Source organism: Paraburkholderia sp. Ac-20340 (assembly GCF_017104965.1).
In the GTDB taxonomy this organism is placed as follows: domain Bacteria; phylum Pseudomonadota; class Gammaproteobacteria; order Burkholderiales; family Burkholderiaceae; genus Paraburkholderia.
This window is the reverse complement of record NZ_JAAGPR010000016.1, coordinates 38784-53797: the sequence shown is the minus strand read 5'-3', so window position 1 is coordinate 53797 and position 15014 is coordinate 38784. Positions and strand designations below refer to the sequence as shown.

Annotated in this window: 12 protein-coding genes; 5 read left to right on the top strand and 7 right to left on the bottom strand. The window is 61.1% G+C overall.

Annotation, left to right across the window (positions count from 1 at the left end; genetic code table 11):
- Positions 1-13 precede the first annotated feature (13 nt).
- The 4 genes from G3N59_RS20000 to G3N59_RS19985 form a co-directional block, all read right to left on the bottom strand.
- Positions 14-1165, bottom strand: a complete 1152-nt coding sequence (locus tag G3N59_RS20000; RefSeq protein WP_205984364.1) for a beta-methylarginine biosynthesis bifunctional aminotransferase — start codon at positions 1163-1165, stop codon at positions 14-16.
- Positions 1166-1229: 64 nt separating this feature from the next.
- The gene (locus G3N59_RS19995) at positions 1230-2294 is read right to left on the bottom strand and encodes a 2-ketoarginine methyltransferase (protein ID WP_205984363.1); all 1065 of its coding nucleotides are present in this window, start codon (positions 2292-2294) and stop codon (positions 1230-1232) included.
- 282 nt (positions 2295-2576) lie between these two features.
- A complete protein-coding gene (locus G3N59_RS19990; RefSeq protein WP_205984362.1) occupies positions 2577-2990 on the bottom strand; it encodes a DoxX family protein in 414 nt (137 codons plus the stop codon).
- A 165-nt stretch (positions 2991-3155) separates the two neighbouring features.
- Positions 3156-3881 (bottom strand): pirin family protein, encoded by a 726-nt coding sequence (locus G3N59_RS19985; RefSeq protein ID WP_205984361.1) that lies wholly within the window; start codon positions 3879-3881, stop codon positions 3156-3158.
- 126 nt (positions 3882-4007) lie between these two features.
- Here G3N59_RS19985 and G3N59_RS19980 point away from each other — a divergent pair, with 126 nt between their 5' ends.
- The 4 genes from G3N59_RS19980 to G3N59_RS19965 all read left to right on the top strand — a co-directional run bounded on the left by G3N59_RS19980 (position 4008) and on the right by G3N59_RS19965 (position 8112).
- Complete coding sequence (locus G3N59_RS19980) at positions 4008-4916, top strand: LysR family transcriptional regulator (protein WP_205984360.1); 909 nt, start codon at positions 4008-4010, stop codon at positions 4914-4916.
- Positions 4917-5360: 444 nt separating this feature from the next.
- Positions 5361-5924: an alkyl hydroperoxide reductase subunit C gene (gene ahpC, locus G3N59_RS19975; RefSeq protein WP_205984359.1), complete on the top strand. Its 564-nt coding sequence runs from the start codon at positions 5361-5363 to the stop codon at positions 5922-5924.
- 186 nt (positions 5925-6110) lie between these two features.
- Positions 6111-7712 (top strand): alkyl hydroperoxide reductase subunit F, encoded by a 1602-nt coding sequence (ahpF, locus tag G3N59_RS19970; RefSeq protein WP_205984358.1) that lies wholly within the window; start codon positions 6111-6113, stop codon positions 7710-7712.
- A 133-nt stretch (positions 7713-7845) separates the two neighbouring features.
- Positions 7846-8112 carry a cupin domain-containing protein gene (locus tag G3N59_RS19965; protein ID WP_205984357.1) on the top strand — a complete coding sequence of 89 codons (267 nt, stop codon included), beginning with the start codon at positions 7846-7848 and terminating at the stop codon, positions 8110-8112.
- Positions 8113-8155: 43 nt separating this feature from the next.
- Here the strand turns inward: G3N59_RS19965 and G3N59_RS19960 are convergent, their stop codons facing one another.
- Both G3N59_RS19960 and mprF read right to left on the bottom strand, forming a co-directional pair.
- On the bottom strand, positions 8156-9538 hold the full coding sequence (locus G3N59_RS19960) for a virulence factor family protein (protein WP_205984356.1): 1383 nt from the start codon (positions 9536-9538) through the stop codon (positions 8156-8158).
- Positions 9535-12147, bottom strand: a complete 2613-nt coding sequence (gene mprF, locus G3N59_RS19955; RefSeq protein WP_205984355.1) for a bifunctional lysylphosphatidylglycerol flippase/synthetase MprF — start codon at positions 12145-12147, stop codon at positions 9535-9537. The genes G3N59_RS19960 and mprF overlap by 4 nt, the downstream gene beginning before the upstream one ends.
- A 646-nt stretch (positions 12148-12793) precedes the next feature.
- Here mprF and G3N59_RS19950 point away from each other — a divergent pair.
- On the top strand, positions 12794-13957 hold the full coding sequence (locus G3N59_RS19950) for a porin (protein WP_205984354.1): 1164 nt from the start codon (positions 12794-12796) through the stop codon (positions 13955-13957).
- Positions 13958-14038: 81 nt separating this feature from the next.
- Here G3N59_RS19950 and G3N59_RS19945 read toward each other — a convergent pair whose 3' ends face one another.
- Positions 14039-14476: a DUF2917 domain-containing protein gene (locus tag G3N59_RS19945; RefSeq protein WP_205984353.1), complete on the bottom strand. Its 438-nt coding sequence runs from the start codon at positions 14474-14476 to the stop codon at positions 14039-14041.
- Positions 14477-15014 lie beyond the last annotated feature (538 nt).

Sequence of the window (15014 nt, the reverse complement as noted above, 5' to 3'; positions counted from 1 at the left end):
TTCACACCGATAATTAAGCGTGTTTAATTTGTTGTCTATAGTCATTGAGGCTACGTAGCAGCGTATCAATGGCCCGGGAAGTTTGTTCGTATGGATAGCTTGTAGGTACACGAATGGCTCCAGGTCGGGCACACGCGTAATTGGACGAAGTGGCGAGAACGAGGCCGTAGTAATAGAGCGCGAAGTCAGCATAATCTTCAACGTCGGTGACCGGGAGTTCGACAAATATCTGTGTGCCCGCATCGGGAATGCTGTCGACTAAGCCTTCTGCTGCTAGTCGCTCAAGTGCCAGTTCCCGCGTTTTGCGCAGACTATCGATCAGTGGGCTGTTACCGTGCCGAATCAATTGAGCAGCTTTTGTTTGCGATGGCGTGCAGACGGATACACATTCCCGCTCGAGGAGGCTCGATGCTCGCTCGATATTGTTTGCCGACGAACTAATCCAGCCGATGCGCAGACCTGGTGCTCCAAAATTTTTGGAAACCGAATTGATCGTATAGATATTCGACCATTCCGAGGTGCAACGAAAAGGCGAAAGTAGTAAAGTTTTGTTAAAAATATATGAGTCGTATACTAAGTCGAGCACGAGGAATATATTATTCCTGTTAACTTCGGTAACAAGCGCTCGAATGAATTCATCACAATATACGACGCCGTATGGATTGTGCGGAACGTTAAGATAAATTAGTCGGGTGGCGGGCGAGCGGTGAGATAATATAGATTCAGGAGTGCATTGAGTGACAGCGTTAGCGTCGAAGAACTTAACTATGTACCCTGCGTCTGTAAGTAGAGATGAAACGGCAGTAAAGACCGGGGCAACACAGAGCGCTTCGACTTGATCCTGTTGATAGACGCTTCGAAACACCAAAGAGAGGGCATACATCGCGCCATTTGTGACCAGTACATTCTGCGGCTGAATGTTGGCGCCGTACAGACTATTATCGCGCTCGCAGATGGCGGAAATCAGGGAGTCAGTCCCGTTACTGTTTGCGTATTCGAGCATGTCCACAGGGGACGCACTAGGTGCAGAAAACGAATCCTCCGGCCAGACAGGTACGTTTTCAACGAAATATATCGAATCTGAACGCGTGCGAGCGTATTTGATTCGCTGTTGAAGTGCACTCAAAGGATTTCTTGAATCGATGATGCGATATCTTTTCTTCATTGATGCTCCGTTGCGGCCCGGTCAGCGGTTTCTTCGAGTTGGTGGATCAATTCGATCCGCAACGCTAATTTGAAATTGCGAGCAGATATCCGATCTCCAGGTGGGTGGAGTCAACGTTTTGGCAAGTGGTATATTTCTTCTTAACCCGTAGTCCAGCATCATGAAAAATCTCATGCCAGACAATATCGGGTGCAAGTTTTTGACGAGTAAAATAGTGAAGAAGATAGTACGGGTTATAGTAGGCGAGGGCGAGGCCATGCTTCATGGTCGCCGGATCATCTATTTTATCGTCCACTTCTATGACGATAATGTTGATGGTCGGGAATCGTTTGATAATTTTTTCTAAAAAGTTAACTACTCCGTTACGACCGAGTTGACCAAGAATCTCATGTAGAACAAATCCTAAAACGATGAAATCTGGGTCGAATTCAAAATCGGAGTCGAGAAAGCTGACAGCGTCGGCATGGCGGATTTGTACCCGATGGGATAAACCGGCCTTCTCAATCAAATTTTGTGCCTCGCGAAAACCGCCTTCGTCAGGCTCTACGCCGCACGCCATAATATGTGGAAGAGCCTTGCAGAATTCAGCAAGGTAGGCTCCGTTGCCGCAGCCAAGATCTAGTAGCCGATGGCAGCCGCCTTCGACCTCGTTCATCAGCGAACGTGTTAGCGGAATGGCGTCAAAGTGGCTGATCCCACAACTTCCAGATCCGACCAGTGCAGCATTACGGGTGCAACTCTCTGAGCCGATTTTTAGGCGATTGCCAATTTGTAGAAAGGTTTCGGCGTAGCCGCCAATAAGCATTTCATACCACGCTTTATATGTTGCTAGAGTCTGACATTTGCCGGATAGATCATACGCACCTCGCTTTTCGACAAGGAGATTTTCATTGCGAAGATACTTCAAAAATCCGTCAAGCCTATCAGGATCAAGACTAAGCTTGCTCGACAGGGCGGAAGCTGTCATTGGGCCTTCCTCAGACAGCGTTTCATATATTCCTGTTCGTAGAATATGGTAGACCGAAATGGCCAGAACAAACTGGCGTATGGGTTGCAATTCAGAAATTAGATTGGCTTCGAATTGTTGATCGTTGCTCGTCTCAATGCATCGCAATGCTAAGTATTCCATGTGTCAATAATCCTTGCTGTCTTTGTTAATTATTGATATTCAACGGAGGTGAGGCTGTGGGGATAACAATATGCCTGTTGTTTGGCATTGTCTTTGTTGGTCGTCAAGTAACGGGCGTGTTCAGGCCTGTCGCAGACGATGCGAAGAGTGAGTAGGTGAGTGTTTCAGCGCGGCTGTGACGAGTTAGATCTTCGCCCCTGGGAAAGTCCGTCGCGTGCTTGAAGAAAATAGGGCGATACATTGCTGTATCGCCCTAATCAATCCGTAATAAAGGGATGCCACTTACTTCCGGTCGATCGAGAACTTGCCAGGACCCGTCACTGCAAGCGCCAGCAGGCCGCCTGCGATGCTCACGTTCTTGTAGAAGTTGATCATGTTCGCCATTTGATCGGCGCCGGTCATGTTCCAGAAGTGATGGCCGATGATCGCGGTGGCAATCGTGTAGAGCGCCAGCAGTACGGCGAGCGGACGCGTATAGAAGCCCACGGCGATCAGGATGCCGACCACGAATTCCATGACCACCGCAATGACCGCCGAGATCATCGGCGCGGGTGCGCCCACGTGCGCCATGTAGTCGACCGTGCCCGAAAAGCCCGTGATCTTGGACCAGCCGAACAGGATGAACAGGGCGGCCAGCAGGACACGCGAGATCAGCAGAACGACGTCGTTGTTTTGACCAAAGAGGTTATAGCGCATGGTGTTTCTCCGAAATATTGTGTTGGCAGAAGGTCTGCCTGTGCTTTAAGCGATGACAGCGGCAAGCGGTGTAGCAAGTCGGTGTAGCAAGCGGTGTGGCTGGCAGTGTTGATTGCCGGGCGGCGAGCGCCCGGCAATCCGGCTCAATCAGAGCTCAAGCTGGTTTTACGACCAGAGTTCCGACACTTCGATATTACGCAGATCGAACACCAGGACTTCGGCATCGTGTCCGTCCGTAAAGCTTAGTTCGCGTTCCGAACGGATGCGTGCGCCGTCGCCTTCGCCCAGTTCCACGCCGTTAAGCTTCACGCTGCCGCGCGCCACATGCACATAGGCGAAGCGGTCTGCGCCAATCTCGACCTGCGCGCTTTCTGCGCCGTCGAAGCGGCCGGCATAGACGCGTGCGTCCTGACGCAGCAGCAGCGAATCGTCGGCGCCATCCGGCGAGAGGATCAGGCGCAGCTTGCCGCGCTTTTCCGTATCGGCGATGTTCTTCTGCTGATAGCGCGGTTGCGCGCCCTTCACATTCGGCGCAATCCAGATCTGCAGGAAGTGCACGCCTTCGTCGGCCGAATGGTTGAACTCGCTGTGCGCCACGCCCGTACCGGCGCTCATCAGTTGCACGTCGCCCGGCACGATCACCGAACCGGTGCCCATCGAATCCTTGTGCTCGAGCGCGCCTTCCAGCACGTACGAGAAGATTTCCATGTCGCGGTGCGGGTGCTTGCCGAAGCCGCGCGCCGGGGCAACACGGTCGTCGTTGATCACGAGCAGATCGGAAAAGCCCACTTGCTTCGGGTCGTAGTAGTTCGCGAAAGAGAACGTGTGACGCGAGCTGAGCCAGCCATGTTCACCGCGGCCGCGTTGGTCTGCCTTGCGAAGTTCGATCATTTTTTCTCTCCGGTTGAATCGGTTGCGATTCGTTGTTCGTTGCGATGGAGTGAATCTTAGGTCAACCGAAGCGATGTGGATCGCCGTAAAATACGACTCACTGTCACATATGAGTGGACAATAGATATGCAACTCGACGACATGCGCATCTTCATCAACACGGTGGACGCCGGCAATTTCACTGCGGCGGCCAACCGGCTGCGTCTGTCCAAGCAGTTCGTGAGCCGCCGCGTGGCGGCGCTGGAAGCCGATCTGGGCGCGCGCCTGCTGATCCGCAACACGCGCAAGCTGGCCGTGACGGACCTCGGACAGGACTTTTACGATCGCGCCAAACGCATCCTCGCCGATGTCGCCGAGGCCGAACGCGCCATGTCCGACCGTCGCTCGGAGCCGCATGGCTTGCTGAAAGTGAGCGCGCCGATGTCGTTCGGCATGGCGCATCTGTCGCCGCTCGTCGCCGAATTCCTGCGCGAGCACCCGGATGTGCGCTTCGACATGGATTTGAGCGACCGTACCGTCGATGTGATCGGCGAAGGTTTCGACATGGCGCTGCGCATCGGGCGGCTGGCGGATTCCACGCTGGTGGCGCAAAAGCTCATCGACGTGCGCATGATCGCGTGCTGCAGCCCCGGCTACCGGCGTCGGCGGCGCGCGCCTGAAACGCCCGCCGATCTCGCCGGTCACGCCTGTCTGCCTTACGGGCAGCAGGGGCGGGCGCCGTGGGAATTCATGATCGACGGCGTGAGAACGCCGTTCGAGGTGCATGGGCCGCTGCGCGCGAACAACGGCGAGGTGATCCGGGACTCCGCCATTGCGGGGCTGGGCATCTGCTATCTGCCGGACTTTATCGTCGCGGGATCGGTCGATGCGGGACTGCTCGTCGAGGTGCTGCAGGACTACATCCCGCCGTCCAACGCGCTGCATGCGGTCTATCCGCAGCATCGTGAAGCTTCCGTGACGATCCGCGCGCTGACGCAATTCCTGCGCGAACGCCTGGTCGCTCGTGCGGCAACGGCGCGTGGCGGGGCGCTTTGATGCGGTCTGGCCGCATGCTATTGAGGAATGGCGGTTGCGCCTGCATCTAAAGAGGATGCGGGCGCGATGAATGTAGCGTCAGTCGCGCGGAACCTCACGCGGTGGCCCACGATCACAGCCCTTGCATGCGCGGCCCGGCTGGACGCGCGGCCTGCATGCACCCGAATGGCGCATGAAAGAGGCCTATGAAGGCTGGGGGCGTGAGGCTCAGTGTCGCAGTTTCGTTGTATGCTCACCGCCCCGAGGGTTGCTCGGGCCGCTTCACGCGGGATGAGCGCAGGCGCAAACCCCCGTGCCGACGGGCTTGGAAGGCCATGTAATGGTTTTCATGAGGCCCGATAGGCATGGTTTATTCCTGCGATCAAAGCAACCAATTTTTCAAATGGGCGTGGTTCCCGTAATCTTCGTCCATACCTTTTCCAACCCAGAGCGAGGAAGCAACGAATGTCTCTCATCAACACGCAAGTCAAGCCGTTCCAGGCAACCGCATACCACAACGGTAAGTTCGTTCCGGTCTCTGAAGAAAACCTGAAGGGCAAGTGGTCGGTCGTCGTGTTCTACCCGGCTGACTTCACGTTCGTGTGCCCGACGGAACTCGGCGATCTGGCCGACCAGTACGCAGAATTCCAGAAGCTGGGCGTTGAAGTCTACGGTGTGTCGACCGACACGCACTTCACGCACAAGGCATGGCACGACACGTCGGAAACGATCGCCAAGATCCAGTACCCGCTGGTTGGCGACCCGACGGGCGCAATCACGCGCAACTTCGACGTCATGATCGAAGAAGAAGGTCTGGCACTGCGCGGCACGTTCGTGATCAACCCGGAAGGCGAGATCAAGCTGTGCGAAATCCACGACAACGGCATCGGCCGTGACGCAAAGGAACTGCTGCGCAAGGTTCAGGCAGCTCAGTACGTTGCTGCTCACCCGGGCGAAGTCTGCCCCGCCAAGTGGACGCCGGGCGCAGAAACGCTCAAGCCGTCGCTCGACCTCGTCGGCAAGATCTAAGCGTTGTTTGATCGATGCAGTCGGTTTGACTGCATGACGCTGAAGTCTCACTAGCTGTATCTCCGGGCCGCGCCCACGCGGCAGCGGCCCGGATGCCTGAATCGCCTGCTACAAGACGGCGAAATTGCCAGGCAATACTGAGTTATTCCAAGAATTCCCCCGCTTCTTCTTTAGCCGGAACACGCCATGCTCGACGCCAATCTCAAGACCCAACTGAAAAGCTACCTCGAAAAAGTCACGCAGTCGATTGAGATCGTTGCGTACCTGAACGACGGCGAGAAGTCGCAGGAACTGCAGCAATTGCTGCAGGACATCGCATCGCTGTCGGATCGCATCAGCTACGAAGAACGCCGCGGCGCCGCTGCTGGCGACGCGCGTACCCCTTCGTTCGAGATCAAGCGTGCAAATTCGGACGTGAAGGTCACGTTCGCCGGTATCCCGATGGGCCACGAATTCACGTCGCTCGTGCTGGCGCTGCTCCAGGTGGGCGGCCATCCGGTCAAGCTCGAAAACGAAACGATCGACCAGGTGAAGTCGCTCGACGGCGTGTTCTCGTTCGAAGTCTATATGTCGCTGTCGTGCCAGAACTGCCCGGAAGTCGTGCAGTCGATCAACGCGATGGCAGCGCTGAACCCGAATGTGCAGATCGTCACGATCGATGGCGCGCTGTTCCAGGATGAAGTCGAGAAGCGCCAGATCATGGCTGTGCCGACCATCTACCTGAACGGCGAAGTGTTCGGCCAAGGCCGCATGGGCGTGGAAGAAATTCTCGCCAAGCTCGACACGGGCGCATCGGCGCGCGCTGCCGAGAAGCTGAACCAGAAGGACGTGTTCGACATGCTGATCGTCGGCGGCGGCCCCGCAGGCGCGGCGGCTGCGATCTACGCGGCGCGCAAGGGCATCAAGACGGGCGTGCTCGCCGAGCGTTTCGGCGGCCAGGTGCTCGACACGATGGCGATCGAGAACTTCATCTCGGTCAAGGAAACCGAAGGGCCGAAGTTCGCGACGGCGCTCGAACAGCACGTTCGCGCCTATGAAGTGGACATCATGAACCTGCAGCGCGCCGATGCCGTGGTGCCGACGGGCAAGGGTTTCGAAGTGCGCACGCAAAGCGGCGCAACGCTGCGCGCGAAGAGCGTGGTGCTGGCAACGGGCGCGCGCTGGCGCAATGTCGATGTGCCGGGCGAGCAGGAGTACAAGAACAAGGGCGTGGCGTACTGCCCGCACTGCGACGGCCCGCTCTTCAAGGGCAAGCGCGTGGCGGTGATCGGCGGCGGCAACTCGGGCGTGGAAGCGGCGATCGATCTCGCCGGTATCGTGAGCCACGTCACGCTGCTCGAATTCGGCGCGCAACTGCGTGCGGACGAAGTGCTGCAACGCAAGCTGCGCAGCCTGCCGAACGTCACGGTGCATGTGAACGCGCAGACCACGGAAATCGTCGGCGATAGCCAGAAGGTCACGGGTCTCGCGTTCCTGGAACGCACCTCGGGCGAGAAGCGTCATGTCGAACTCGAAGGCGTGTTCGTGCAGATCGGTCTCGTGCCGAACACCGAGTTCCTGAAGGGCACGGTCGCGCTGTCGAAGCACGGCGAGATCGAAGTCGATGCGAAGGGCCAGACGTCGGTGCCGGGTCTGTTCGCCGCGGGTGACGTGACGACCGTGCCGTTCAAGCAGATCGTGATCGCAGTGGGCGAAGGCGCGAAGGCCTCGCTGGCGGCGTTCGATTACCTGATCCGCTCGTCGGTGGAACTGGAAGAGGACGCAACGGCGGCTGCCGCTATCGCATAAGTTTTTTGCCGCGGGATGCCCCATGCGGACGCCGGCCCTGAGTGGCCGGCGTTTTTTTCGCCTGGCGGATGCGGGCGTGCCAGACTGGAGCGTGCGGCGTCAGGCCGCGTCGTGTTTCAGGAAGGAGACAGCCGTGGATCGTGACACTTTTATCCGCACGCTTGCGAGCGAGGGCTTTCCAGAGCCGGTACTCGTGACGCGCGAGCCGGGCCATATGGACGAGCATTCGCATCCGTTCGAAGCGAAGGCGCTGATCGTCGCTGGAGAGATCACGATCAGGTCGGGCGGCGCGGCGCGGGTGTACCGGGCGGGCGAGGTGTTTCACCTGCCCGCCCATGTGCCGCATGTCGAGGACTATGGGCCGCAGGGCGTGCAGTATCTGGCGGGGAGGAAGGGGTGAAGTGCTGCAGATCAGGCCGCGAGGCGGCCTGATCTGCAGCACTTCACCCCCGCGCCGCAATCTCCTTCTTCCAGCCTTCGATGATCTTCGCGGCGAGCGCGCTGTAGTCGCCGTCGAAGTGGTGGCTACCGTGCGTCTTCACGAGATCGATGCCGGTGTTCGCCAGCGCCGGGCACAGCGTATCTTTCTCGTCCGCGCCATACACGCATTGCACGATCGAAGGCGGCACCTTCGCCAGTTCCGGCTGCACCTTGAGCGCCTTGTCGCTCGCCGGCATGCCGAGCCAGCCCACCACGCGAATCTGGAAATCCGCGTCGGGCGCGAAGCCGAGCAGCGACATATACGAGACCTTCGCGCGCAGCGCATCCGGCAGGCGGTTATAGGCGAACGGCATCACATCGGCGCCGAACGAATAGCCCACCAGCGCGATGTGCTTCGCATGCCAGCGCGACGCGTACGTGTTGATCACGCGTGCAAGATCGTGGCTCGTCTGCGCGGGCGACTTCTCGCTCCAGAAGTAGCGCAGCGCATCCCAGCCGACCACCGAAACACCCTGCTTTTGCAGTTGTTCCGCGATCGTCTTGTCGAGATCGCGCCAGCCGCCGTCGCCGGAAATCACTACGGCGAGCATGTCGGTCGGATGCGCGGCGGGCAGCTCGACGAGCGGCAGATCGGAGACGTCTTCCTCGCTTTCCGTCGCCACGTGCAAATGCGGCGCGGCGAGCGTGACGAGTTTGTCGGCGTCGCTCAGATTCGCTGCGAACGTGTGCGGCGCGGCGCCGGCCGTTGAAGCCGCCGGCGTTTTCGTTGCGCCCGCAACCGTCGAGGTCACGCCTTGTTCGAAGAAACCGGGCAGGCCTTTGCCGCGCGAGAGCGTCGGATCGGCCGGGCAGGGCGCGAAGCGCGCGTCGAGCTTCGCGGCCGGATCGAGCGATACCGCGCCTGCCATCGTGTTGGCCGGCGCCTGCGAGAGCATGCGCTGCGCGATCAACGCGCCTTCGCCCGTGCCGATGGCGATCGGCGCGAAATACTGGCTCGATTCTTCCTGACGTTCGAGCTGATGGCTGAGCGCTTCGGCGTCGCTATAGAGCTTGTGGCAGGTCTCGTTCTTGACCGCCGCGAGGTTCGTCATATAGCGCGTCTTGTCGACGCCGACGACGAGCGCGCCGTGATGCGCGAGCGCATCGGCGCGGGTCTGGTCGTCGGCGTTCCAGTGATCGCCTGCGGAGAACAGCACGGTGAAACCGCGCATCCCGCCGATGGGGCGCGTCACGGCGACATCGCCATAACGGCCGCCGGAGACATGCGTCACGGCGCTATGCGCCGGTGCCTCGGTTGCGTGGGCCTGAACGGCGCCGAGCGCGAGCAATACTGCGCCCGCTGCCGCGCGGGTCGTGCGCGGCAGCGAGAAAATACGATGAATCATGAACGCCAGCCTCCTGCCAGCAGCGATAGATCCGCAAGGGTGATGAACACGCTGATCGAGCCCGAGGCGGCCAGATAGCGCGGTTCCCAGCGCGGCGCGAACTTGTTCTTGAAGCCGCGCAACCCACGGAAGTTGTAGAACTTGCCGCCGAAGCGCCAGATCAGTCCGGCCAGGCGGTGCCACGACGACGCGAGCGGCGTCGGCCCCATGCCGGAAAGCGGCGCCATGCCGAGCGAGAGCGACTGATACCCGGCGGCTTTCAGGTGCAGCGCAAGCTGCGTGAACAGATACTCCATTGCGTAGGGCGAAGCGCCCGGCAGATGGCGCATGACGCCGACCGTCGCGTCGGTGTTCAGGTCGGTCGTCATGAAGGTGACGAAGGCGAGCGGCGCGCCGTTCTGGCGCACCATCAGCACGTGCTGGGCGGCGAGGTAATCGTCCTCGAACGCGGCCACCGAGAAGCTCTTTTCGCGCGCTTCGCGGTCTTCCAGCCAGGCGTCGGAGATCGCGCGCAGCACCGGCAGGCTTTCGGCCATCTGCGCGGGTTCGATGTTTTCGAACGAGAAGCCGTCGCGCTCGCCGCGTTTGAGCGCATAGCGCAGATGCGCGCGCTGCGGGCCCTTGAGATCGAATTCCTGCAGCATCACGCGCGCTTCTTCGCCGAGTTTCATCAGCGTGAGACCGGCGTCGAGATACAGCGGCAGTGCGTCGGCGCGCACCTGATAGAACGCGGCGCGCCCGCCGTGCGTGTGCGCGAGCGAGACGAATTCGCGGATCAGCGCGGGCCATTCTTCGCGCGGGCCGACCGGGTCGTGCAGCGCGGCCCACGTGCGGCCGCGTTTGGCGTACATCAGGAAGGCGTTGCGCGACTGCGAGAACAGGAAGCTCTTGTCGCCCATCAGCGCGAGGCCCGCGTCGCTGCGTTCCTGCGCGCGCACGATGCGCGCGGCTTCGACGAGATCTTCGCTCGCGGGCATCACGAAGCGGCCGGCGGCCGGGCGCAGCAGCTGCCACGAGGCCAGCGCCGCAGCGAACACGCCCGCGCCGAGCGTGGCGCGCAGTGCACGCGGCGCGCGTTCGTCGAAGGCGAATTGCCACCAGAGATGCTGCGAATAATCGACGTCGCGAAAGGCGAACAGCAGCACCCAGACGGCCAGCGCGATCACGCAGCCGACCGAAGCCAGCCACGCGGGCGTGAAGCGCTCCGCGAACAGCGACGAATGGCGATTGAAACGGCCGCGTGTGGCGATCAGCAGCGCGATCAGCACGCACAGCACGCCCGCTTCGACAAAGGCGAGACCCTTGGTGAGCGAGAGCGCGAGGTTGGCGACGGCGAGCATCAGCGCGAGCCACCAGGCGGCGTCGAGCCGGCGCAGCAGACCGCGCGCGACGAACAGCAGGAGCACGCCGAACAGGCTGCCGAGCATCTGCGAGCTTTCGAGCACCCAGAGCGGCAGGAAGGTTTGCAGCAGGGCGATGCGCTTGGCGAAGGCGGGCGTCGCGCCCGAGATCACCAGCATGCTGCCCGTCACGAAGGTGACGATGGCGAGGAACAGCGGCGCGAGTTGCGAGACGCCGTCGGCGCCGCGCCTGGCGAAATTCGTGTTGAGCGGGTTCTTGAGCGCGCGGCCTTCGAATGCGGCGAGCAGCGCGGCCGACAGCGCGAGCGGCGCGCCGAAGTAGATCGCGCGATAGGCCAGCAGCGCGGCGAACACCTTCGAGCCCGGCACGCTGGAGCCGAGCGCGAACACCATCGCCGCTTCGAATACGCCGATGCCGCCGGGCGTATGGCCGATCAGGCCGAGCAGCATGGCGGCGGTGTAGACGGTCAGGAAATCGGCGAAATCGAGCTGTGCGTGCGGCATCACCGACCAGAGCGCGAGGCCGGCGCCCACCACGTCGAGTGCGGCGAGCAGCAGTTGCGCGACGAGGTCGCGGCGCGCGGGTACCGTGAAGCGCAGCCAGGCGCGCTTAAAGGGCTCGATCTCGCGTGCGCGGGCAGGGCAGGCGGCGATCATCGCGGCGCCGAGCGCCAGCACGATGCCGCCGATCCAGCGCAGCGCGGCGGGCGTGAGGTGCAAAAGTCCCGCGAGCGTGTCGGCGGAAGCGACCATGCCGAGCGCGGCCATCAGCGCGAGGGCGATGGCGAGCGTCGCGCTCGTGAACACCGTCATGCGGCCGATCTGCGCGGGCGTGACGCCGGCGGGGCCATAGACGCGGCATCGCACCGCGCCGCCCGTGAGCGCGCCGAAGCCCGTCACGTTGCCGAGCGCCGAGCCGGCGATCGCGCCGACCCACAGCGCGCCGCGCGAAACGCGAGCGCCGAGGTAGCGCAGGCCGACGGCGTCGCGACCGACGAGAGCGACGAAGCTGAGCGCGGTGGCGCCGAGCGCGCCGGTCCACTGTGTCGGGGTCAGATGCCAAAGCTGGCGGATCACCGAACGGTAATCCACCGATTGCGACAGATGCTGGAACACGATCAGCAGCAGCGCGCAGATGCCGAGCGCCAGCGCCGGCGCGGCGAAGCGCTGCAGGCGCAGAACCCGGGCGCGGCGGCGCAGCGCCACGAAGGCGGCGCGCGCGAGGCGCGAAGGAGGCGTTTGAGACATGGATTGGTCCGGCGGATTCCCGGATGCCGCCTTGGCGCCGTGCTGGCGTCCCCGGGGGCGGCATCGCATGTTGGACGTCACGTTCCGGCGGCGGCGGCCCGGCTGGTGGGCGGCTTCGCGGTGGAAAACGTAAACGTTTGGTAAATGACTGGTAAAGCTGCAAACGCGCGGGGCGTCTGGACGGTTGACTAAGTACCTAAAGAAACATCAAACAGGATCGGATGAAAATTCGTCAGATTGATGCGTCGGGGCTGCATTTTACGCACGGCGCTTCGCTTAATCGGCGATTTTTGCGCGACTTATCCGAATCTTCATATTTGCAGACGCACGACATAAACGCCGCGAAACCGCTGGGCAGTCAGCCAGGCACAAGTCGGCCGCCATAGTACAGACGTCTCAATTAACGAGGTGTTTCGGACAGATTGACGCGGCCCGACGCGAGCATTGCTTCATCGCGCGACTCAATGGTTGACGGCAGAAACGAACCCTTTCTGAATCCGCTGTTACCAAATCGAGACACGCTTTTTAATTCTTTTACTTCGCGCCGCCGTGGAGTTAGATTGATCCACGCAAGAGAGGATGTGAACCGCACAAGATGGTCTTGCATGGGATCGGGGCGCTGGCTCCGCTCGACAAGGAGAATGACGTGAAGAGACTCGCGTTGACTTCGCTTTCGCTCGCCGCGCTCGGGGCTGCCGGCGCGGTGCATGCCCAGAACAGTGTCACGCTCTACGGCACCATCGACACTTCGATCACCTACGTCAATCACGCCAACGGCAGCAAGAATCTCTGGAGCCTCGGCAACGCCAGCAACGGCAACCTGTCCGGCTCGCGCTGGGGCATGAAGGGCGCCGAGGATCTGGGCGGCGGCCTCAAGGCGATCTTCCAGCTGGAAAGCGGCTTTAATCCTTCGACGGGATCGTCCGCGCAGGGCGGGCGGCTGTTCGGCCGCCAGGCGTACGTCGGGCTGACCGCCGAACAATACGGCTCGCTCACGCTGGGCCGCCAGTACGATCCGCTGATCGATCTCGTGCAGGGCATTACCGCGGATAACTACTTCGGCTCGGCATTCGCCACGGCGGGCGACGTCGACAATTACGACAACAGCTTCCGCGTGAATAACGCGGTCAAGTACACCACGCCGGTCTGGAACGGGCTGCAGGCGGCCGCCATGTATTCGTTCGGCGGCATCGCGGGCTCGACGGGATCGGAGCAATCGTATTCGGCGGCCGTCGCCTATAACAATGGGCCGATTGCGGTCGCGGGCGGTTACTTCTACGCGGCCAACAGCCAGGCAGGCCTGGGCATTCGCACCGACGGCTGGAGCAGCACCTCGGACGGCACCTTCGACGGTCCGATCAACAGCGGTTATGCGAGCGCTCACTCACTTTCGATCGCGCGTGCGGCGGCGCAGTATTCGGCCGGACTGTTTACCTTCGGGCTGGGGTATAGCAATGCGCAGTACGCGGCGGATGCGAGTTCCGCATTCCGCGATACCGAGAAGTACAACACCGGCCAGGGCTTCGTGAATTACCAGTTGAACCCGGCGCTGCTGCTGGGGCTCGGCTACAGCTACACGCACGCGAATGGCGATACCAACGCGAATTACCATCAGGTGTCGATCGGCGCGGATTACAGCCTCTCCAAGCGCACCGATCTCTATATGACGGCGGCCTGGCAGCACGCGAGCGGCGATCAGGGCGACGGCTCGGGCGGTTCGATGCCGGCCGAAGCGTCGATTGGTTCGTATGGCTACAACGGAACCGCGTCGCAGACCATGATCAATCTGGGCCTGCGGCACAAGTTCTGATGTCGATGTAAGCGAGTGCTCACTGGGCACAGACGCCGGGCGCGCCAATCTGCAGCGCGCCCGGCGTTTTTTATGCATCGCCTAACGCGGTGCGCGGCGCATCGTCAGCAGCGCGAGCAACGCGCCGACGCGCTCCGCGATCTGCCGCGCGCTGGCCAACGGCGGCCGCCAGGCGCTGGTGATCGTGACGCGCGCCGGGTTGGGGGAGAAATCGGCGAGATCGGCGAAATCGGCGGGATCGTCGCAGCTGATCCAGAGCCGTTCGCCGCGCAGGACGCGCAGCGTACCGCCGGGGTTCAGCCAATGGTCGTAGGGCGAACGGGCGCGGGTGATCCACACGCGCGAGCCGTGGACGCGCAGAGTGCTGTCGGCGGCGACGCGCCAGGTGAGCGTCTTGCCGATGGGGACAGCGAAATGGATCGACTGCGCGGGAAGCGGCACCTCCTGCTCTTGCAAGAGGCGATCGAAACTGAAGACCTGACAGGCGCCGGCGGCGTCCTGCTGTGATGCCTGATCCATCGTGTTCTCCATTTCTAGAGCCGACGGACGGAGCGTTACTTCTGCCACCCACAAACAAAAAGCCCCGTCGATTCGGCGGGGCTTGTGATTTGCGCAACGACAGACTGAACAGACTGCCTTTTGCCTATACGCACACATTCCCCCGTGCCATGCCATGTTTCGGCATATGCCACGGGCGAGTTGTCGCGGTCGTGTGGGGAAGGGTGGCAAAGGTGTGCATGAGTCGAGTGTGCGGGGCCGCCGCATGCGCTGTCAACCAAATTCGTGTCGGATTCCGCTGGTTCTGTTCCGCTGGTTCCGTTCCGATGCTTCGGATGACGGCTTCGCGGTGGCAGGCTTCGTCTGGAATATCCCTTCTTGGGATCGACTTGTCGCCCGCGTCCATTTCGTTCAGCATGGTTTCCTGCACGGCGCGCTGGGCTGTATCGGAGACACAACAATTAGAAGAATTCTTAGTGATATATCACATACAGAATATTGATTTTTGTCGCGACGCAGCATATGATTCAGTCATTCAATGACTCAATCTTGCGGAGCT

What these genes read in the sequence shown, in the direction of transcription:
- ahpF (WP_205984358.1), top strand. Translation starts at nt 6,111, where the DNA reads ATGCTCGACGCCAATCTCAAGACCCAACTGAAAAGCTACCTCGAAAAA.
- G3N59_RS19985 (WP_205984361.1), bottom strand. Translation starts at nt 3,881, where the DNA reads ATGATCGAACTTCGCAAGGCAGACCAACGCGGCCGCGGTGAACATGGC.
- G3N59_RS19995 (WP_205984363.1), bottom strand. Translation starts at nt 2,294, where the DNA reads ATGGAATACTTAGCATTGCGATGCATTGAGACGAGCAACGATCAACAA.
- ahpC (WP_205984359.1), top strand. Translation starts at nt 5,361, where the DNA reads ATGTCTCTCATCAACACGCAAGTCAAGCCGTTCCAGGCAACCGCATAC.
- G3N59_RS20000 (WP_205984364.1), bottom strand. Translation starts at nt 1,165, where the DNA reads ATGAAGAAAAGATATCGCATCATCGATTCAAGAAATCCTTTGAGTGCA.
- mprF (WP_205984355.1), bottom strand. Translation starts at nt 12,147, where the DNA reads ATGTCTCAAACGCCTCCTTCGCGCCTCGCGCGCGCCGCCTTCGTGGCG.
- G3N59_RS19945 (WP_205984353.1), bottom strand. Translation starts at nt 14,476, where the DNA reads ATGGATCAGGCATCACAGCAGGACGCCGCCGGCGCCTGTCAGGTCTTC.
- G3N59_RS19980 (WP_205984360.1), top strand. Translation starts at nt 4,008, where the DNA reads ATGCAACTCGACGACATGCGCATCTTCATCAACACGGTGGACGCCGGC.
- G3N59_RS19990 (WP_205984362.1), bottom strand. Translation starts at nt 2,990, where the DNA reads ATGCGCTATAACCTCTTTGGTCAAAACAACGACGTCGTTCTGCTGATC.
- G3N59_RS19960 (WP_205984356.1), bottom strand. Translation starts at nt 9,538, where the DNA reads ATGATTCATCGTATTTTCTCGCTGCCGCGCACGACCCGCGCGGCAGCG.